Annotated in this window: 17 protein-coding genes and 3 pseudogenes; 5 read left to right on the top strand and 15 right to left on the bottom strand. The window is 74.9% G+C overall.

Annotated elements, in window-relative coordinates; translation table 11 throughout:
- Positions 1-203: 203 nt before the first annotated feature.
- Positions 204-404 (bottom strand): DUF397 domain-containing protein, encoded by a 201-nt coding sequence (locus ACH4T9_RS13455; protein ID WP_396671335.1) that lies wholly within the window; start codon positions 402-404, stop codon positions 204-206.
- Positions 397-696 (bottom strand): annotated as a pseudogene (locus ACH4T9_RS13450) (Scr1 family TA system antitoxin-like transcriptional regulator); the annotation flags it as partial. The pseudogene ACH4T9_RS13450 and the gene ACH4T9_RS13455, both read right to left, overlap by 8 nt.
- Between ACH4T9_RS13450 and ACH4T9_RS13445 the strand changes: the two are divergent.
- Together ACH4T9_RS13445 and ACH4T9_RS13440 are read left to right on the top strand one after the other, a co-directional pair.
- Positions 697-816: pseudogene (locus tag ACH4T9_RS13445) on the top strand (DivIVA domain-containing protein); the annotation flags it as partial.
- Positions 813-1,067, top strand: a complete 255-nt coding sequence (locus tag ACH4T9_RS13440; protein ID WP_396671334.1) for a hypothetical protein — start codon at positions 813-815, stop codon at positions 1,065-1,067. The pseudogene ACH4T9_RS13445 and the gene ACH4T9_RS13440, both read left to right, overlap by 4 nt.
- A gap of 38 nt (positions 1,068-1,105) precedes the next feature.
- On the opposite strand, the gene ACH4T9_RS13435 is transcribed toward ACH4T9_RS13440, so the two are convergent.
- The 7 genes from ACH4T9_RS13435 to ACH4T9_RS13405 form a co-directional block, all read right to left on the bottom strand.
- Positions 1,106-1,525 carry a PIN domain nuclease gene (locus ACH4T9_RS13435; RefSeq protein WP_396671333.1) on the bottom strand — a complete coding sequence of 140 codons (420 nt, stop codon included), beginning with the start codon at positions 1,523-1,525 and terminating at the stop codon, positions 1,106-1,108.
- Positions 1,522-1,728 (bottom strand): type II toxin-antitoxin system VapB family antitoxin, encoded by a 207-nt coding sequence (locus tag ACH4T9_RS13430; RefSeq protein ID WP_396671332.1) that lies wholly within the window; start codon positions 1,726-1,728, stop codon positions 1,522-1,524. The genes ACH4T9_RS13435 and ACH4T9_RS13430 overlap by 4 nt, the downstream gene beginning before the upstream one ends.
- A gap of 95 nt (positions 1,729-1,823) precedes the next feature.
- Entirely contained in the window at positions 1,824-2,741 is a 918-nt protein-coding gene (locus tag ACH4T9_RS13425) for a L,D-transpeptidase (RefSeq protein ID WP_396671331.1), read from the bottom strand.
- Between the two features lie 77 nt (positions 2,742-2,818).
- On the bottom strand, positions 2,819-4,264 hold the full coding sequence (locus ACH4T9_RS13420; RefSeq protein ID WP_396671330.1) for an alpha-amylase family protein: 1,446 nt from the start codon (positions 4,262-4,264) through the stop codon (positions 2,819-2,821).
- Between the two features lie 617 nt (positions 4,265-4,881).
- The gene (gene serS, locus ACH4T9_RS13415; RefSeq protein WP_396671329.1) at positions 4,882-6,168 is read right to left on the bottom strand and encodes a serine--tRNA ligase; all 1,287 of its coding nucleotides are present in this window, start codon (positions 6,166-6,168) and stop codon (positions 4,882-4,884) included.
- Between the two features lie 229 nt (positions 6,169-6,397).
- Positions 6,398-7,456 carry a MerR family transcriptional regulator gene (locus ACH4T9_RS13410; protein ID WP_396671475.1) on the bottom strand — a complete coding sequence of 353 codons (1,059 nt, stop codon included), beginning with the start codon at positions 7,454-7,456 and terminating at the stop codon, positions 6,398-6,400.
- A gap of 46 nt (positions 7,457-7,502) precedes the next feature.
- Entirely contained in the window at positions 7,503-8,120 is a 618-nt protein-coding gene (locus ACH4T9_RS13405; protein WP_396671328.1) for a TetR/AcrR family transcriptional regulator, read from the bottom strand.
- Positions 8,121-8,207: 87 nt separating this feature from the next.
- Between ACH4T9_RS13405 and ACH4T9_RS13400 the strand changes: the two genes are divergently transcribed.
- Entirely contained in the window at positions 8,208-8,888 is a 681-nt protein-coding gene (locus tag ACH4T9_RS13400) for a lysophospholipid acyltransferase family protein (protein ID WP_396671327.1), read from the top strand.
- 3 nt (positions 8,889-8,891) lie between these two features.
- Here ACH4T9_RS13400 and ACH4T9_RS13395 read toward each other — a convergent pair whose 3' ends face one another.
- The 3 genes and pseudogenes from ACH4T9_RS13395 to ACH4T9_RS13385 form a co-directional block, all read right to left on the bottom strand.
- A complete protein-coding gene (locus ACH4T9_RS13395; RefSeq protein ID WP_396671326.1) occupies positions 8,892-10,076 on the bottom strand; it encodes a saccharopine dehydrogenase family protein in 1,185 nt (394 codons plus the stop codon).
- Positions 10,077-10,212: 136 nt separating this feature from the next.
- Positions 10,213-11,388, bottom strand: coding sequence for an alcohol dehydrogenase catalytic domain-containing protein (locus ACH4T9_RS13390; protein WP_396671325.1), 1,176 nt, complete (start codon positions 11,386-11,388; stop codon positions 10,213-10,215).
- 98 nt (positions 11,389-11,486) lie between these two features.
- A pseudogene (locus tag ACH4T9_RS13385) lies at positions 11,487-11,933 on the bottom strand (hypothetical protein); the annotation flags it as partial.
- A gap of 121 nt (positions 11,934-12,054) precedes the next feature.
- Between ACH4T9_RS13385 and ACH4T9_RS13380 the strand changes: the two are divergent.
- A complete protein-coding gene (locus ACH4T9_RS13380; RefSeq protein WP_396671324.1) occupies positions 12,055-15,105 on the top strand; it encodes a LuxR C-terminal-related transcriptional regulator in 3,051 nt (1,016 codons plus the stop codon).
- A 58-nt stretch (positions 15,106-15,163) separates the two neighbouring features.
- Here the strand turns inward: ACH4T9_RS13380 and ACH4T9_RS13375 are convergent, their stop codons facing one another.
- Positions 15,164-15,952 carry a class I SAM-dependent methyltransferase gene (locus tag ACH4T9_RS13375; protein WP_396671323.1) on the bottom strand — a complete coding sequence of 263 codons (789 nt, stop codon included), beginning with the start codon at positions 15,950-15,952 and terminating at the stop codon, positions 15,164-15,166.
- Between the two features lie 48 nt (positions 15,953-16,000).
- Between ACH4T9_RS13375 and ACH4T9_RS13370 the strand changes: the two genes are divergently transcribed.
- Positions 16,001-16,570, top strand: coding sequence for a helix-turn-helix domain-containing protein (locus ACH4T9_RS13370; protein WP_396671322.1), 570 nt, complete (start codon positions 16,001-16,003; stop codon positions 16,568-16,570).
- A 65-nt stretch (positions 16,571-16,635) separates the two neighbouring features.
- On the opposite strand, the gene ACH4T9_RS13365 is transcribed toward ACH4T9_RS13370, so the two are convergent.
- Both ACH4T9_RS13365 and ACH4T9_RS13360 read right to left on the bottom strand, forming a co-directional pair.
- A complete protein-coding gene (locus tag ACH4T9_RS13365; RefSeq protein ID WP_396671321.1) occupies positions 16,636-17,184 on the bottom strand; it encodes a DsbA family protein in 549 nt (182 codons plus the stop codon).
- A complete protein-coding gene (locus ACH4T9_RS13360; RefSeq protein ID WP_396671320.1) occupies positions 17,181-17,861 on the bottom strand; it encodes a BON domain-containing protein in 681 nt (226 codons plus the stop codon). Before ACH4T9_RS13360 ends, ACH4T9_RS13365 begins: the two co-directional genes overlap by 4 nt.
- Positions 17,862-18,016: the final 155 nt, after the last annotated feature.

Below are 18,016 nucleotides of genomic sequence, written 5' to 3'. Positions count from 1 at the left end.
CCAGTCTGACGGCCACGGGTGTGCGAGTTGCACCGCCACAGCTTTGGCGTCCTTGGCCTGTTGCCCGTTGCGCCTGCCTGTGCGCTGAGTGCTTTTTTGTCCCATGGGCTGAATTCTCGGCATCGATCCGGCAGGCGTCGAGCCCGTTCCCGAGGTCGGCCCGTGCCGCTTATGGAACTCTTCGGAGGCGGCGCGGTTGTTGATCAGCGGCCGAGCGCTTCGCCCTTGACGGTCTCGACGAAGGCTGCCCATGCCCTCGGTTGCAAGACCAGCAGCGGGCCGGTCGGGTCCTTGCTGTCGCGCAGCCCGACGATGCCAGGGAGGTTGTCGGCGACCTCGACGCAGTCGCCGCCGTTGTTGCTGCGGTTGGACTTGCGCCAGACGGCACCGGTCAGGTCAGGCACGGGAGTACTCCTCTGCGATTTGCTGGATCAGACTCTTGGACTGGGATTCGTTGAGCGCGCGCCCGGTCATGTTGGCCCAGATGCTGTTGTAGGCGGTGATCTCGTGCGGCTTGTCGAGATAGATCGCGCCGGTAGCGGCCTCAAGGTAGGTCACCGGTGGCTCCACCTCCTTGCCGCTGCTGTTTCGGGGGAAGTCCATGATCGAGAAGGCTCCGGCCAGCGCCCCGGCGTGCAACCCCGCAGAAAAGTTCAGCACCTGCACGGTTACGTTCGGTAGCTCCGCAGTCTTCAGGCCGCCGTCTACGACGCCCTCGCCGAGAGCCGCCGGGAGACCAGCCGGATCAAGAACGCGCTGTGCCACTTGCGGTCCGGGCAGGCGAACGCCCGCAACGAGCGGGAGTGGGACCGATGAACGAGCGCTTCGTCATCCACCTGCCGGTGGTCGCCAACGACCTGCTCTCCGCCCAACGGCTCGCCCGGGTGGTGGCGCACTGGACCCACGTCCTGCCGCAGACCGAAGCGGGCGGGACCACCGTCTCGGCCGAGGACGACCAGAACGTACGCCACAGGGTCTTCTGCGACCGGATCCTGTCCGGCGGCCGGCGCTGCCTGCTCCGGCCCGACCACGACGGCGGGTGCTCCCGCCGGCCGAGGCTGCGGTGAGCGCGGCCTGGCTCGGTTGGCCGGCTGAGGTGACGGGGTCAGTCTGCGGTGCCGGCCGGGACCACCCAGGCGGTGGGCTGCCCGGTAATCGCGGTGATCATGTCGTAGTCGCCGTCGTAGTGCAGCACCGCGGCGCCGTGGCGTTCCGCTGTGGCAGCGATCAGCAGATCGGCCATGGACAAAGCCCGGTGATTGCCCTTGTGCAGCGCCTGCACCTGGACTTCGATCGCCCGGTCCCAGATATCGTCGGGCATCGCGAGCCAGTGGAAGCCACCGAGCAGCCAGCGGGTGCGCTGGGCGTCCTTCGCGGTCCGGGCGCTCTGAATCACCTCGATCTCGATCGCGCCGCAGACCGCCAGCAGCCCGCGGTCGGACAACTCGTCGAGGACCGGCGCGACGGCCGGCTTGGGCCAGCGGGCCAGCGCGGACTTGTCGAGCAGGTAGAGCTCACGACTCACGCGGCGTCCCGTTTGCCGGAGACCGGCCCCGTCAGGTCGGGCAGGCCGCCGCTCTTGAGCCAGTCGGCGAACTCCCGGCGCTTCTCCCGGTCGACCGCAGCCTTCAGAGCCGCGTTGACGGTGGCCTTCTTGGTGGTTGTGCCGAAGATCTTCGCCGCCTCGCTGAGCAGTTCGTCGTCGACGTCAAGGATGGTTCGGGACATGGGCCTGCCTCTCGTCGCGGACACCCTCGGATGATATCAATTTCTTTCGCTGGTGATATCAGAGTGGGCGGGCTGCCTGCTGAGGCCCGGTGGTGTCAGGCGGCCGGGGGTGGGGCGGGCAGGGCGTCGACCACCAGTACGCCGGTGCCGGGCGGGACCTCGGCGAGGAGTTGGCGCTGAGCGCTGCGGGTCAGCCGGATGCAGCCGTTGGTGACGTTCTCGCCGAGGGTGTCGTCGTTGTGCCAGCTGTGCACGCCGATGTGCGCGCCGCGCAGCCCGGCCGGGACGGCGTCCGGGTCGTCGGGGACCGCGCCGAGGGCGTAGACGTCCACGCCGCCGTACACGGCCTCGGGCGGCGGGGTGCGGCCGAGGACGAAGGTGCGGCCGAGCGGGGTTGACTGGCCCGGCATGCCGAGGCTGACCGGCCACGACTTCATCGTTCGGCCGTCCCGGTACCAGGTGAGCCGGTGCTGCCGGCGCTCCACCACGATCTGGTCGCGCAGCGGCACGACGGCGCGGTCGTCGCCGGGTGGGAGCCAGGCGAGCCGCCGGTTGGCCGAGGGCAGCAGCACCGCCGTCCAGCCGGTCCGGCGCTCGACGATCGGCACGGTCAGCTTGACGCCGTTGATGGTGGGGGCGAGGAAGGCCAGCGGCCGGCCGCCGGGCGCGTCGTAGGCGGCGACGTTCCGGCTCGGCCGCAACCCCTCGGTGAGCGGGGTGGCGTCCAACGGGTGGGGGTCGGCCGGGAAGCCGGTGGGCGCCGGGTCGTAGTCGACGACCGGCAGGGTGGCGGGTGCGGGGGCCGCCGCCGGGACCGGCTCGTCGGTAGGGACGGCGGTGTCGCTGGGCGCGGCGTCTCCGGTGGGGGCGGCGGCGGGCGGGGGCGCGGGGCGGGCCGGGTCGGGGGTCAGGACCCGGCCGACGAGCAGCGCGGTGGCCAGCAGCAGCGGTACGCCGAGCGCGACGGCCAGCCAGCCGAGCACCCACCGCGAGGTAAATCGGGCAAACAGCACAGATGCACTGTAACCACCTGCCTAGGGCGGGGCCCCCTCCTGTGCGAAATGCGCCCGGAGAGGGCCCTCCCTTCAGCTCAGCTCAGCTTGGCGCCGACATGGATGGCGACCGCGTCGTGGGCCGGGATGTTCGCGGCGAACCAGCCGCCCGCGTCCACGGTGATCACCGGGCCACTGCACGCCCCGCCCGAGAAGTCGCCGTGGATGACGTCGCAGTACCGGCCGGCGGGCAGCCCGGCGTAGTAGGAGCGCCCGTTGATCGCGCCGTCCTCGTCGTTGACCGTCAGGTAGCCCTTGCCGCTGCGGCTGAACGCGATGTGGTTGTTGCCGTTGTCGTACCAGTTGGCGACGCCCGCGCCCTGGGCGGCGTTGTTGAACGCGACCATGTTGGCCACCACCCGCCAGCGGTGCTCGCACTCCCAGCCGGAGTAGCAGGTGGTGTTCAAGGTCTTGTTGCCGCCGTCCGAGGGTGGGCCGACCTCCCGGTTGCTGAAGGTGTAACTGGACATCACCGTCGGCGAGCCGTACGGCCAGGCCAGCATGAAGGCGTTGGCCAGCGCGTAGATCCCGCCGTCGCGGTAGGTCAGCACGCCACCCTCGCGCTGGGTGTCGTGGTTGTCCACGAAGACCGCCGCCGCGCCGCCCGGCAGGTGGCCCCACCCCTCGCCGAAGTTCTTCAGGTACGCCAGCTTCTCGCTGCGGAACACCCGGGCGAGGTCCTTGCCGTAGCGGAACTCGTGCACGTCGCCGTTGCCGGTGTACTCCGGCGGCTGGATCGGCTCACCCGCGCCGTGGATGACCTCCTGCACGAGGTACGTCGAGCGGGAGAGCCTGCCCTTGATGGCGGCGATGTCGGCGGCCGGCATGTGCTTGCTCGCATCCAGCCGGAACCCGTCCACGCCGAGGGAGAGCAGGTCGTTCAGGTATCCGGCGAGCTTCGACCGGACGTAGTCCGACTCGGTTTTCAGGTCCGACAGGTTGACCAGCTCGCAGTTCTGCACCTCGTACCGGTCGTTGTAGTTGGCGAGGTCGTCGCCGCCGTTGCGCCCACAGTGGTGGAAGTCCTGCGTCTGGTAGATCCCCGGGTAGTCGTAGTGGCCGTACGACGAGCCGGCCCAGCCGGTTCCGCCGGCGTCCTGCCCGGACATGTGGTTGACGACGGCGTCCACGATCACCTTCACCCCGGCGGCGTGGCAGGTGTTCACCATGGACTGGAACTGCGCCCGGGTGCCCTTGCGCGACTCGATGCGGTAGCTGACCGGCTGGTACGCCACCCACCATTGGTTGCCCCGGACGTGTTCCTGGGGCGGGGAGACCTGGACGTAGCCGTACCCCTTCGGGCCGAGGACGTTCGTGCACTCGCTGGCCACCGAGGGCCAGTTCCACTCGAACAGGTTGGCGATGACCTTCTTGCTGCCGGACGGGGCCGCGGCGGCCGGGGGCGCCGCCACAACGGTCGGGACGAGCAGGCTGGCGATCACGCCGAGGGCGAGGACCGCCGAGCGGCGGCTACGTCGATGCATCGGAACTCCTGACGGAGGTCGGGGGGAACCGTGGTGATGCTGCGGCGGGTGAGGGCTCGACTGACGCAATAAGGCAAGCCGAGCTGAAATTTGCGGAGAGATTACAAGCGTGTTGCAAGGGCTGTCAATGCATGGACATGCGTCATTGTGTAAAGCGTTGGCCCCGACGCTCCATGCTCGATCGGGGAGCGGGAATTGGCCTGCGGTTGGTCAGGGCCGAGTAGCGAACCTCGCTGGACTGGTCGGAAGCCGGGGCGTCGCAGCGCCAGCCTCTCCCGCCGCCTGCTCCCGAAGGAAGGCGCGGTCTCGCAAGCCTCCGCCGGCCAGAGCGCCGCCGGACCGACCCGGGTGGACGAGCGACGTGCCCACGCAGTCACCGCCCTGGCTGGCCGGCCGGCCCGTGGCACTCCTGAGCCTCGCGATCTTGCAGTTGCGGCCCCGGCAAATGCCCCATCACGCCCTTTTGGTGGGCCCCAAGTGCAAGATCGGCGGGGGCGGGGGCGGGGGTGGGGGTGGGGGCGGGGTGGGGGCCGCCGGGAACCGGCGACCCTCCCGCCGGGCCGGGTGCCGGCGACAGAAGGCGGGGGCCACTCGGCCCCCGCCTTCTGTCGCAGTGGTCAGCGGAGGGGCGTCAGGCGGTCGGTGCCCACCCGGTCGCGGAGCACCTCTGGCACCAGCACCGAGCCGTCGGGCTGCTGGAACTGCTCCAGGATCGCCGGGAACAGCCGGCTGGTGGCCAGCGCCGAGCCGTTGAGGGTGTGCACGAACCGGGTCTGCTTGCCGCCCGGCTCCCGGTACCGGATCGCCGCCCGACGGGCCTGGTAGTCGCCGGCCCAGGAGACCGACGACACCTCCTTGTACTTTCCGGTGCTCGGCATCCACACCTCGATGTCGAGGGTCTTCTTCATTCCCGCGCTGGCGTCGCCGGCCGACAGCAGGCTGCGCTGGTAGTGCAGGCCCAGCCCCTCCACGAGGCTCTCCGCGTGGGCGAGCATCTCCTCCAGCGCCGCGTTCGCCTGCTCCGGCAGGGTGAACTGGAAGATCTCCACCTTGTTGAACTGGTGGCCACGCACGGTGCCCCGCTCGTCCGAGTGCGACCCGGCCGACTCACGCCGGTAGCAGGGGGTGTACGCGAAGGTCTTCAGCGGCAGCTTCGTCGTGTCCAGGATCTCGTCCTGATACGTGCCCAGCAGCGCCGTCTCCGCCGTGGGCAGCAGGAACTGCCCGCGCGGGGCGGACTCCCGGTCCAGGTGGTAGACGTCGTCGTAGAACTTGGGGAACTGCCCGGCGGCGAACCCGACGCTGTCCAGCAGCAGGTGCGGCGGGAGGAGGAACTCGTACCCTGCCGCGACGTGCCGGTCGATGAACCAGTTGATCAGCGCCCACTCCAGCCGCGCGCCCTGACCGGTGTAGATCCAGAAGCCGGAGCCGCCGAGCTTGACGCCCCGCTCGTAGTCGACCAGGCCCAGCGACCGGGACAGCTCGACGTGGTCGCGGACCTTCTCGATGGCCGGCGGCTCGCCGAAGGTCTTGACGACCCGGTTGGCCTCCTTGCCGCCGGCGACCACGTCGTCGGCGGGCAGGTTGGGCAGCTCGCTCATCCGGTCGCGCAGCCGGGACTGCACCTCGTCGAGCTGGGACTCCAGCTCGGCGAGCTGCTTGCGCTCCGCCTCCGGGGCGGTGCTCTCCGGCGTGGTGCCGGCCCGCTTCGCCGCCGCGTACGCCCGGGCGTCGGCCTTGCGGCGCTGCCGCTCGGCGTCGATCTCCGTGATGAGGGCGCGACGTTCCTGGTCGAGCCGCTGGATGTCGTCCAGCGCCCGGTTGACCTCGGCGGGATCCAGTCGCTTCGCCAGCGCGGTCGCCACCGCCTCGCGATCCTTCCGGATCAACTCCATGTCGAGCATGCTGCTCCGTACGCCTCCGTCCGGGGGTCAGGTGGAACCCACAGATGTTACCGTCGCCGCCCCGTACCACCGGCCCGGCCCTGTGACCGCCCGCCGGGGCCGCGCGGGTCGGCGGCCCCGGCGGGCAGTCACCGGCGGATCGGCACCCGTGCGGTCAGGCGGATCGGCACCATGCCGGCCAGGCGGATCGGCGTCAGGGCGGCGGTCAGGCGGATCGGTGGCCAGGCGGTCACAGGCGGATCGGCATCAGGATCGAGAACGCGTCGGCGTCGTCGGGCCGGCGCACGGCCAGCGGGGCGATCGGCCCGTCCAGCTCCAGCACGAGCTGGCCCCGGTCGCCCGCGTCGAGGGCGTCGAGCAGGTACCGCCCGTTGACCCCGACCCGCACCGCGCCCGGGTCGGCGGGCGCCTCGCCGTCGAGGACCCGCAGCCCGCCCGCGTCGTCCAGGCCGAGCACCGTCACGGGTACGTCGACGCCCTCGTGCCGGACCAGGGCCGGCGTCGCGCCCGCGAGCGCCGCGCGCAGCGCCGGCACGTCCACCTCGATCCGGTACGCGGGCGCGACGTGCCCGCGCAGCAGCCGCCGGTAGTCCGGGGAGTCGTACGGCAGGACCGTGTCGGAGACCTCGGCGTCGGCGACGGCGACGGAGACGGTCGCCCCGTCCAGCCGCAGCAGCGCCTCGGGGGCGTCGGTGTCGAGCAGCGCGCGGATCCGGTCCACGAGGGCCACCGGGGCGAGCGCCCGCGCTCCGGGCCCGTCGACCCGGCCGGGAACCCGGGACACCGCCAGCCGGAACCGGTCGGTGGCGACGAGGCGTACGCCGTCGTTGTCCGCCTCGAACAGGACCGCCGACAGCATCGGCAGCTCGGGGTCGGCGCCCACGGCGAAACGGACGGCGTCGATCGCGGCGGCGAGGTCGACGCGGGACAGGGCGAGACGGGTGGTCATCTGGTTCTCCTCGGGGTCGATCAGGGCGCGGACGCGGGAGAGCTCGCGGCGGGCGTCGGCGAGACCGTCCTCCAACCGCCGCAGGTGCGCGTCGAGCAGCCGGCCCAGTACGGCCGGCTCGGCACGGTGCCGTACCGCGGCGGCGATCTCCGCCAGCGGCATCCCGACCCGGCGCAGCCCCGCCACCAGGCGGGCCGGGGCAACCTGGTCGTCGGCGTACCAGCGGTAGCCGGTCACCGGGTCGACCAGGGCCGGCACCAGCACCCCGGAGCGGTCGTAGAACCGCAGGGCGCTGATCGTCAGCCCGCTGGCCCGGGCCAGCTCACCGATGCTGCGCAGTTCGCTCTCCACACCGAGGATCCTGTTGCCTCAACCTGGTCGAGGGTCAAGCCAGGGGCCGGACCGGAACGCCGAGCAGCCGCCCCATGCCCTGACAGGCGCGTGGCACCGCGCCCGCGTCCTGGCGCAGCCGCAGCGCCTGGTGCAGGGCCAGCGCCAGCCCGGTCAGCTCGAAGACCAGCTGCTCCGGGTCGGTGCCGGCGGGCAGGTCCCCGTCGGCGACGGCCCGCAGGGCCTGCCCCCGCAGCTCGCGGTGCCAGCGGTCGGCGTACCCGAGGACGAGGTCGCGGACCGGGCCCGGCCGGTCGTCGAACTCGCTGGCGGCGGCGATGAAGAAGCACCCGCCGGGGAAGACGGGACGGGCGAGGTGGCGTACCCAACTGCCGCAGACGGCGGCGAGTCTCGGCAGCCCGGCCGGCCGGTCCGCGACCGGTTCCCAGATCTCCCGCCAGAACACGTCGGCGGCGGCCTCGACCACCTGGAGTTGCAGGGTCTCCTTGTTGCCGAACGGGCCGAGCAGCCCGGACTTGCTCATGCCGAGGTCGGCGGCGAGCCGGCCGATGGTCAGCCCGGCGAGGCCCTCGACCGAGGCGACCGCGGCGCCGTGCGCCAGGATGGCGGCGCGCGTGCGGGCGGCGTCGGCAAGGGACGAACGGGGACTCATCGGGAGAGTGTAGCGACGCGCGCAGGCAATAACATCCGAACGTTCGGTCGCTATAGTGCGGGGGACCCCTCACTCCAGGAGAGTGCCTTGCCCCGAGCCGCCGCCACCGTCCGCACCGTGCTGCGACCGCTGATGCGGCTGGCCTGGCACCCCCGCATCGACGGGGCGTCGCACGTGCCCGCCACCGGTCCGGTCATCCTGGCCAGCAACCACCTGTCCTTCCAGGACAGTGTGCTCATCCCCCTGTCCGCGCCCCGCCCGGTGTCGTTCCTGGCCAAGGCGGAGTACTTCGAGGGCCACGGCGCCGGCGGGCTGCTGCGCCGCCAGTTCTTCGCGGGCCTCGGGGCCATCCCCGTGCGGCGGGGCGTCAACCGCGAGTTCCAGTCCTCGCTCGATGCCGCCCTCGCGCTGCTGGAGGCGGGCGGCGCCTTCGGCATCTACCCGGAGGGCACCCGCTCGCGGGACGGCCGGCTGCACCGGGGTCGCACCGGGGTGGCCTGGCTGGCGATGGCCTCCGGTGCCCCCGTGGTGCCGGTGGCGGTGGCCGGCACGGCCCGGCTGGGATCGGCGGCGGCCCTGCTGCCCGGCGCCGCCCGGCCGGTGGTCCGGTTCGGCCCGGTGCTGGAGTTCCCCGCACACCGGGGGAACGCCGGCTCCGCCCCGGCCCGTCGCCGGGTGACCGACCAGATCATGGACGCCATCGGTGCCCTCTCCGGCCAGCAGCGGGCCCACACGTACAACCCGCCGCCCGGCGACGAGCCGGGCTGACGTTCAGCGGGGCGCGTCCAGGACCCGGAACGTCATCCCCGCCCGCGTCAACCGGTCCAGCAGGGCGTCGCCCATCGCGGTCACCGGGGTCACCTGGCCGGAGGTGGCCGGCAGGCCCTCGTCCAGGGCCAGGCAGAGCGCGGACTCGCCGAGCATCTTCGCGGTCTCGTCGTACCCGGGGTCGCCGCCGGAGACCTCGGTGAGCACCCGCCGGCCGCCGCCCGAGCCGAGGAACCGCACCCGGAACCAGGACTTCGCCCGCTGCTGCGGGCTCGGCCCCTGCCCGGAGGCGAGCCGGCCGAGCAGCCAGCGCCGGGTCGGCGGGAGCTTGACCAGCCCGACGAGGCCGCCCAGCCCGGCCGCGCCGAGCACGATCGTCGGCAGCCGCTTCACGGCGGCGAAGTGCCGGTAGCGGAAGTCTGGGCCGTACTCCGGGCGGGCCGCCGCCGACCGGCGGACCACCTGCGGGTCGATGGTCGGCAGCGGCACGGCCCAGGTGCCCAGCTCCTTCGACCGGCCCACCTTCCCGGGCACCGCCCGGACCCGGCGGCCCTCCGGCCGGGGCTCGACGGCCCGGCGCTCCCGCGCCGCCCGGCTCGCCTCGGCGGTACGTGAGAACGCGGTCAGCGCCGAGTGGTACGTCCCGGCGGAGAACCTCCCGCCGGCCCGGACGAACCCGTCCACGGTGATCGGAGCGTCCGCCGGGAGTTGCTTGACGGTGAACCAGACGCCCAGGTCGTGCGGGACGGAGTCGAAGCCGCAGGCGTGCACCAGCCGGGCCCCGGTGCGCACCGCCTCGGCGTGGTGGCGCACGTACATCGTGTCGACGAACTCCGGCTCGCCGGTGATGTCGAGGTAGTCGGTGCCGGCCGCGGCGCAGGCGGCGACCAGCGGCTCGCCGTGGTGCACGTACGGCCCGACCGTGCTGGCCACCACCCGGGCGCTGCCGGCGACCCGGCGCAGCGACTCCGGGTCGGTGACGTCGGCGGTGAGCAGCGGCAGCCCGGCCAGCGCCGGGTCGATGCCGGCCAGCCGGTCCCGGACGGCCGCCAGCTTCGCCGGGTTGCGCCCGGCGAGCGCCCAGCGCAGCCCGTCCGGCGCGTGCCGGGCGAGGTACTCGGCGGTGAGCCCCCCGGTGAACCCGGTGGCCCCGAACAGAACGACGTCGTACGCCCGGTCCTCACGCATCCTGCGAGTGTCCCACCCGGGCCGATACCCCGCCCGGCCCCCGAGAACGGCCCCCGAGAACGGCCCCCGAGAACGGCCCCGAGAATGCCGTCCGAGAACGGCCGGGCTCCGAGGACGGCTCAGGGAACGGAACGGCTCAGGGCGTGAAGACCGCGCGCAGGCAGCCGTCGGCGCGCTCGCGGAACAGGTCGTAGCCGTGCGCGCCCTGTTCCAGGGGAAGGCGGTGGGTGGCCAGGTGACCGGTGTCGATCTCGCCACGGGCCATCCGGTCCAGCAGCATCGGGATCCACCGCTGCCCGTGCTGCCGGGAGCTGCGCACGGTCAGCCCCTTGTGCATCATCGCGCCGAGCGGAAACGTGTCGACGAACCCGGTGAACGTGCCGAGCACGACGACCGTGCCGCCCTTGCGGCAGGCGTGCACCGCCTCGCGGACCGCGATCGGCCGGTCCGGGACCGCGCCGGCCCGCCCGGCGGCGGCGAACAGGTCGGCCAGCGACCGGGGCCCCGTGCCATCCCAGGCCATCCCGACCGCCTCCACGCAGACGTCCGGGCCCCGCCCGCCGCTGCGCTCGCGCAGTTCGGCCGCGACGTCGGTGGCCCGGTAGTCGAGGGTCTCCGCGCCGACGTGCCGCTCGGCCGATCGCAGCCGGTCGGGGTACCGGTCGATCACCACCACCCGGGCCGCGCCGCGCAACAGGGCGGCCTGCGCGGTCATCTGGCCCACCGCCCCGGCCCCCCAGACCGCCACCACGTCGCCGGGGCGCACCTCGCCCAGCTCGGCGCCGAGCCAGCCGGTCGGCACCGCGTCGGACGCGAAGACCGCCCGGTCGTCGTCCACCGGGTCGGGCACGGCGAACGCCCCGACGTCGGCGTACGGCACCCGGACGTACTCGGCGTGGCTGCCGGCGAAGCCCCCGGCCGAGCGGGGCTGGCCGTAGCAGCCGCCGGTGGGCTGCCCCCACGCCTGTTCGGCCACGGCCGCCCCGGTGCTGCCGTTGTCGCAGCAGGCGTAAAGGCCCTGCCGGCAGTACCAGCAGCTCCCGCAGGCCACGACGGCGCAGACCACCACCCGGTCGCCGACCCGGTGCCGGCGCACCCCGGGGCCCACCTCGACCACGTCGCCGAGGAACTCGTGCCCGAGCACGTCGCCGACGGCGAGGCCCGGCCCCCGGCCGCCGAGCAGCGGCAGGTCCGCCCCGCAGGTGGCGCTGCGCCGCACCCGGACGATCGCGTCGGCGGAGTTGCGCAGCTCCGGGTCGGGTACCTCGAGCATCCCGAGGCCGTCCGCGCCGAGCCAGCAGAGCGCCCTCATCCGCGCGCCGACCCGTCGCGCGGGCCGTCGAACGGAGGGCGGCACGGCCCGGCAGTTGGCGCCGGGCCGTCGAACGGGGGGCGGCCCGGCCCGGCAGTTGGCGCCGGGCCGTCCAGCGGGGAGCGGTCCGGGCGAAGCAGCTCACCGGTCTCGGCGAGCTGCTTGACCTGCCGCAGGGTCTCCCGGATCAGCAGCCCGGGGTCGTCCCCGACCAGGTGGGCGGCCGGCCCGGTGAGCGGGCCGCCGCCGGCCGGGCGGGCGGCCAGTTCGGTGCCCCGCCCGCCGGGCGCCGGGCGTAGCGTCACCTCCACCCCGTCGCCGAGGCGGCGCAGCGGTTCGGGTCGTCGGCCGCCCGGCAGCACCCGCTCCGGCGGCCGGTCGACGGTCACCACCTGCCAGCGGTCCTCCCGGCCGCCGGGGCCCGTCGGGCGGGACCGGTCCGCCCGCCCGGGTCCGCGCAGCGCCCGCGCCGCCGCCACCGCGCCGGCCGTCGCCGCCCCGGCGGTACGGGCCACCGCCCGCGCCCCCCGCGTCCCGCGTCCCATCCGTCCCACCCACCCCTCGTCGTCCGGCGGGCATCCGGTCGCCCGCCTTCGAGCTGCTGCGAAACCGGGCCGGCGGACAAGCGGCCGGCCCCCGCGTGCCCCCACGGTGGCCGCAGGCCGGGTGAAGCGGGTTCCCCCCGAAGGGGTGAACCGGCCGGGGCCGGGTAACCGCCCGCCGCACGACCTGGGGAAGTGGACGCGTCCGTGGGGGTGGGGCCGGATGCCGCAGCAGGACTGGGACGCCACGGTCGTGGCCGCCACGAGCGCCGAGCCGGGGACCCACGACGGGGCCGCGGTCCCGGGTCCCGCCGCCACGAGTGCGGGGCCGGGGGCCTACGACGGGGCCGCGGTCCCGGGTCCCGCCGCCGGGAGCGCCGGGGCGGGCGGACCGCCGCCGCTGTTGGCGTCCCGGCTGGCCCCCGCCCCGCTGGCCGAGCCGGTGCTGGTCCGGCCCCGGCTGCTGCGCCGGCTGGACGAGGGCACGGCCGGCCCGGTCACCCTGGTCTCCGGCCCGGCCGGCTGGGGAAAGACCACCCTGCTCGGCTCCTGGGCCCGCACGGTCGAGCCGGCCCCGGCGTGGGTGACGGTCGAGGCCGGCGACACGGGCGCGCGGCTCTGGTCGTACCTGGCGGCGGCGCTGGGCAGCGCCCCCGACGGGCGGCCCGACCCGGCTCAGCCGCCCCCGCCCGCCCCGCCCCCGGCCGACGCGCCGCCCCGCCCGGACCAGCTCGAACTGCTGGCCGCCGCGCTCGCCGCCCGGGAGAGCCCGGTGCTACTCGTCCTGGACGACCTGCACCGGATCGCCGACCCGGCGGCGCTGACCGGGCTGGAGTTCTTGCTCCGCCACGCGGGACAGCGGCTGCGCCTGCTGGTCGGGGCGCGCACCGACCTGCCGCCGGGCCTGCACCGACTGCGCCTGGCCGGGGAACTGACCACCGTCGGCCCCGACGAGCTGGCCTTCACCGACGACGAGGTGGCGGACCTGCTCACCGCGCACGGCGTGTACCTGCCGGCGGCGGTGGTGCCTCGGCTGCGGGAGCGCACCGCCGGCTGGGCGGCCGGGCTGCGGCTTGCCGCGCTGGCCGTGCGGGACCGGCCGGACCCGGTGCGCTGGCTGGAGCAGTTCGGCGGGGACCAGCCGGACGTCGCCGGCTACCTGCGCGAGGAGGTGCTCGACCCGCTCGACGGGGCGGCCCGGGACTGCCTGCGCCGGGGCGCGGTGGCCGACGCGTTCCGCGCCGACCTGGTCGACGCGCTGACCGGCCGCCCCGGCGCCGAGCCGGTGCTCGCCGCGCTGGCCGCGACCGGGGGATTCGTGCGTCGCGACGACAACCGGCCGCCCTGGTACCGCTGCCACCCGTTGCTGGCCGACCTGCTCCGGGCCGAGCTGGCCGGGCTGCCCGCCGAGGAGCTGCGCGACCTGCACCTGCGGGCGGCCGGTTGGTACGCCGGGCACGGGCGCCCCGCCGAGGCGCTGCGGCACGACCTCGCCGCCGGCCACTGGGACCGGGCCACCGAGGTGCTGGTCACCCACTGGCCGGAGCTGGTCCCGTACGACCGCGAGGGCGCGGGCGGGCCGCCGCCGGCCGCGCCGCCGGAGGAGGCGGTCCGGCGGGACCCGGAGCTGGGGCTCGCCGCCGCCGCCGAGCGGGCCCACGCCGGCGATCCGGCCGCCGCCGCGCAGCTCCACCGGGCCGCCGCTCACGCCCGGTCGCTGCCCGTGCCGCGCCGGGACCGGTTCCGCCGGCTGGCCACCGCGCTGGAGGTCACCCTGGCCCGGCTGGCCGGCGACCACGACGAGGTACGCCGGGCGGCGCACCGGCTGCTCGCCACGCGTACCCCCGGTGGGTCGGCGGACGACCCGCGCACCGGCGCGGCCGACGACGCCGACGTGCGGGCGACGGCCGGCGCGGCGCTCGGCCTGGCCGCGCTCGCCGAGGGCGACCTGCGCGGCGCGGCGGCCGAGTTCGGGCCGGCGCTGGCGGCGGCCCGGGAGGGCGGCCGGCCCCGCACCGAGCTGCTCTGCGCGAGCCGGTCGGCGCTGCTGCACGCGGCCCTCGGCGAGCTGCGGGCGGCCGAGCGGACGGCCCGGGAGGCGTTGGCCCTGCCGGCCTGCCAGGGCTGGTCCTGCCGGGTCGACTGCGCCCACGGCCACCTGGCGCTGGCCCTGGTGGCGCTGCACCGGGACCTGCCCGACGAGGCGGCGGCGCACCTGGCGCTGGCCGCCCCGGCCACCGGGAGCGACGCCCCGGGCGCCCCTGGCGAACCCCGCGCTCCCGGCACCCCCGGTGGCCTCCGCGACCCCGGTGGCCTCGGCACCCCCGGTGGGCTCGGTGACGCCGGGGAGCCGCCGGTCGCGGCGCTCGCCGCGCTGTGCCGGGCGGAGCTGCTGAACGACCGGGGTGACCCGGCCGCCGGCCTGCGTCTGCTCGCGGCGACGCGGGACCGCCTCGGCGGGGCGGGGGAAAGGGCGGCCGGGGCGCGGGAGCTCGCCGGCTGGCTGCTGGCCGCCGAGGCGGGGCTGCGGGCCGCCCACGGCGACCTGGGAACCGCCCGGGAGCTGTTCGCCGACGGGCTGCGCCACCCGGACGGGCCCGCGCCGGCGGTGGCGGTGGCGCTGGCCCGGGTCGAGCTGCGCGCCGGGGACGCGCGGGCCGCCGGGTACGCCCTGCCGGACTGGGATGGCCCCGACGCCGCCGCCTGGCCGCTGCCCGTACGCCTCGACGCGGCGCTGCTCGACGCGGTGCTGGCCGGGCGGGCGGGCGACGAGCGGCGGGCCGGGCGGCTGCTGGAGCGGGCGCTGTCGCTGGCCGAACCGGACGGGTACCGACGGGTCTTCACCCGGGCCGAGCCGGGGGCGCGGGACCTGCTCGCCGCGCACCTGGACTCCGGCACGGCGCACTGGCCGACGGTCAGCGACCTGGTCCGCGCCCAGGAGCCGACCGATCGGCCGGACCCGGCGTCGGGGCGGGCGCTGGAGGAGCCGCTCACCGAGCGGGAGCTGACCGTCCTGCGGTACCTGCAGAGCATCCTGTCCAACGTGGAGATCGCCGGTGAGCTGTCGCTGTCGGTCAACACGGTCAAGACGCACGTGCGCAACATCTACCGCAAGCTGGACGCCACCCGCCGCCGGGAGGCCGTCCGCCGGGCCCGGGAGCTGCACCTGATCTGAGCCTCGCGGGGCCCGGCGTCGTGGGCCCCGCGAGGCGTAGGTTCGGGGCTGCGGGTTGCTACCGACGCCGAGCCAGCCATACCGTCCGGGTCGCCCGGACGATGAGGTCGTCGCGGTCGAGGACGCCGGCCGCGAGCGTGTCGAGGGCTGCCAGGTCGTCGGCACTGAGCCGGCCGTCGAGACCGTGCCGCAGGCGCTCCAGGCAGAGCTGGGCGTAGCGGCCGGTGGCCGGGGGCAGGGGTGCTCGCAGGGCGATGTCGAAGTGCCGCTGCGCCTCGACGGTGAAGCCGGCCGCCGTGAGGTGGGCCGTCCAGTCCTGGCCCATGTGCATTCCCGCCTCGGCGCGGATCTCGGCGATGCCGGCGTTGCCGCGTTCCTCCAGCGCGGCACCGGCGTCGTCGGGCAGGAACCGGGGGAGCGAGTCCAGCTCGGTGGCCACGAGGATGCCGCCGGGGCGCAGCGCCGCGAGGGCCTGGGTGAGGGTACGAACGGGGTCGGCCATGTGGTGCAGGGAGGCCGACGCCCACACCAGGTCTGCGGGCCCGAGGTCCGGCCACGGCTGGTCCAGGTCGGCCTGCACGGTGCGGATCCGGTCCGCGACGCCGGACGCCCGGGCCTTGTGCCGCAGGTGCTCGAGCATCTCGTCGGAGAGGTCCACCGCGATGACCTCGGCGTCCGGCAGGTGTCGGGCCAACGCGAGGGCGCCGGTGCCCGTGCCGGCACCCACGTCGATGATGCGTGGCCGGTCGGGGACCAGTGAGCCGGCCCAGGCGATCACCTCGCGGTGGAACTCGTGCAGTACGTCGGCGTCGAGGTCGAGCATTTCGCCCAGCTGGGAATGTGCCATGCCGACGACGGTACGCGCTTCTTGCGGCAGCAGCATAGTATCTTGCTTATGACGCAAGACGGTGAGTTGGACGCCCTCGTTCGGCAGCGGATCCGGGGGCTGCGGGTGGCGCGCGGCTGGTCGCTCGACGACCTGGCAGCCCGCTGTTTTCTGAGCCCGTCGACGCTGAGCCGGATCGAGACCGGCCACCGGCGGATCGCCCTGGACCAGTTGACGCCGATCGCCCGGGCGCTGGGCACCACGCTCGACCACCTGGTGGAGTCGGGCGCCGACGACGACGTGGTGATCCGCCCCCACCGCGACGAGGCAGGCGGCGTCACCACCTGGCTGCTGTCCCGCGAGGGCGCACCGCACGGCGTGACGGTCGCCAAGATGCGGATCACCCGGTCGGTCCCCGACGAGGGGCGGGTGCATCCCGGCCGGGACTGGTTCACCGTGCTCTCCGGCACGGTGGTGCTACGCCTCGGCGAGCGGACCATCCTGGTCGAGGCCGGTCAGGCGGCGGAGTTCTCCACGATGGTGCCGCACGCGTTCGGCGCACACGGCGGTGCGGCCGAGATCCTGTGCATCCTCGACCACGACGGGGAACGCACCCACCTGACGCCGACAAGGCCCTGACCGGGCCCGGGGCCGCCACGGGGGACCGGCAAGCGGCGCCGCCTGAAGCCACGGCGGGTCCCCGGTCAGGCGGTGGCGGCCTGGTCCACGGCGGCGAGCAGCTCGGGCAGGGCGTGCCCGCCCTCGTACCGGACGTCGTTGAGGAACAGGGTCGGGGTGCCGTTCACCCCGCTGCGGATGCCCCCGACGAAGTCCCGGCGGACCCGGTCGGCGTGGGCGTGCCGCTCCACCTCGCCGCCCACCTCGTCGGCGGGCAGGCCGAGCTGCGCCACGCCGAGCGCCAGGTGCACCGGGTCGAGCTGGTCCTGGTGCTCGTACAGCCAGTCGTGCATCTCCCAGAACCGGTCCCGTCGCCCGGCCGCCTCGGCGACCTCGGCGGCGCTCTCGGCGTACGGATGGATGTTGGCGATCGGGAAGTGCCGGTGGACCAGCCGGACCACGTCGGCCCGCTGGCGCAGCAGCTCGGCGAGGTTCGAGTGCACCGCGCCGCAGTGTCCGCACTGGAAGTCGCCGTACTCGACGAGGGTCACCGGGGCGTCCGCCGGCCCCCGGGCGTGGTCGGTCCCGGTCACCGGTACCCGGAGCCGGGCGGTGACCTGCAACGGTGTGGTCATCGGGTCACCACCGTGAGGCGGTTGCGCACCTCGTGGACGCCGGGCGCCGACCAGACCGTCCGCTCCACCGCCTCGCGCTCCGGCACCGAGTGCACCGTGCCCTCCAGCAGCACGGCGTCGCCGTGCACCCGCACGGTGACCTGCTCGCCGTCGACCGCCGCGGCGCGGGTCAGCGCGTCGATGATCCGTTCGGTGAGGTCGCCGGTGTCCGGCCGGACCGCCGGCCGCACGGTGACCCCGTTGCTCAGCCCGCGTACGCCGGTCAGCCGGCCGACGACGCGTTCGGTGGCCCGGCGTTGGTACTCCCACTCCACCTCGCCGTGCAGGGTGACCCACCCGTCGGCGACGGTGACCTCCATCCGCTCGACCGGCACGAACGCGTCCCACTCCAGCGCCCGCCCGACGGCCGTGGCCAGCTCGGTGTCGGTGCGCTCCGCCGAGCCGGGCAGCCGGACGGTGAGGTCGTTGGCGACCGCCCGGACCCTGGCCACCCGGTGGGCGGCGCGTTCCGCCACCCACTTCTTCGCGTAGCTGTCCACCCAGCCGGTCAGGGTGACCACGCCCCCGGTGACGGTCACGCCGATCTCGTGCGGCTGGACCCGCGGCTCCCAGGTCAGCTCGTCCAGCACGTCGGACTGGATGTCCTGGTCGGTGCGGGTGGTCGTCGCGGTGGCCATCGCTGCATCCTCCCGAATGTCGACGAACGGTCGGCGGCGCGCGTGGGCCCGCCGGGGCCGATCCTGCCGCCGGAGCGGGTGAACCGGACCCACCCCGGTCGGGTGAGGGAGGGCCGCGCACGGCCGGTCCCGGGGCGGCGGGAGGCGGCCGGGCG

The sequence above is a fragment of the Micromonospora sp. NPDC020750 genome, assembly GCF_044334565.1.
Classification (GTDB): domain Bacteria; phylum Actinomycetota; class Actinomycetes; order Mycobacteriales; family Micromonosporaceae; genus Micromonospora.
This window is presented reverse-complemented; position numbering and strand designations above follow the sequence as displayed.

Coding starts and splice junctions, on each gene's coding strand:
- ACH4T9_RS13440 (WP_396671334.1), top strand. CDS start 813: ATGAACGAGCGCTTCGTCATCCACCTGCCGGTGGTCGCCAACGACCTG.
- ACH4T9_RS13430 (WP_396671332.1), bottom strand. CDS start 1,728: ATGTCCCGAACCATCCTTGACGTCGACGACGAACTGCTCAGCGAGGCG.
- ACH4T9_RS13420 (WP_396671330.1), bottom strand. CDS start 4,264: ATGCATCGACGTAGCCGCCGCTCGGCGGTCCTCGCCCTCGGCGTGATC.
- serS (WP_396671329.1), bottom strand. CDS start 6,168: ATGCTCGACATGGAGTTGATCCGGAAGGATCGCGAGGCGGTGGCGACC.
- ACH4T9_RS13405 (WP_396671328.1), bottom strand. CDS start 8,120: ATGAGTCCCCGTTCGTCCCTTGCCGACGCCGCCCGCACGCGCGCCGCC.
- ACH4T9_RS13395 (WP_396671326.1), bottom strand. CDS start 10,076: ATGCGTGAGGACCGGGCGTACGACGTCGTTCTGTTCGGGGCCACCGGG.
- ACH4T9_RS13390 (WP_396671325.1), bottom strand. CDS start 11,388: ATGAGGGCGCTCTGCTGGCTCGGCGCGGACGGCCTCGGGATGCTCGAG.
- ACH4T9_RS13375 (WP_396671323.1), bottom strand. CDS start 15,952: ATGGCACATTCCCAGCTGGGCGAAATGCTCGACCTCGACGCCGACGTA.
- ACH4T9_RS13370 (WP_396671322.1), top strand. CDS start 16,001: ATGACGCAAGACGGTGAGTTGGACGCCCTCGTTCGGCAGCGGATCCGG.
- ACH4T9_RS13365 (WP_396671321.1), bottom strand. CDS start 17,184: ATGACCACACCGTTGCAGGTCACCGCCCGGCTCCGGGTACCGGTGACC.
- ACH4T9_RS13360 (WP_396671320.1), bottom strand. CDS start 17,861: ATGGCCACCGCGACGACCACCCGCACCGACCAGGACATCCAGTCCGAC.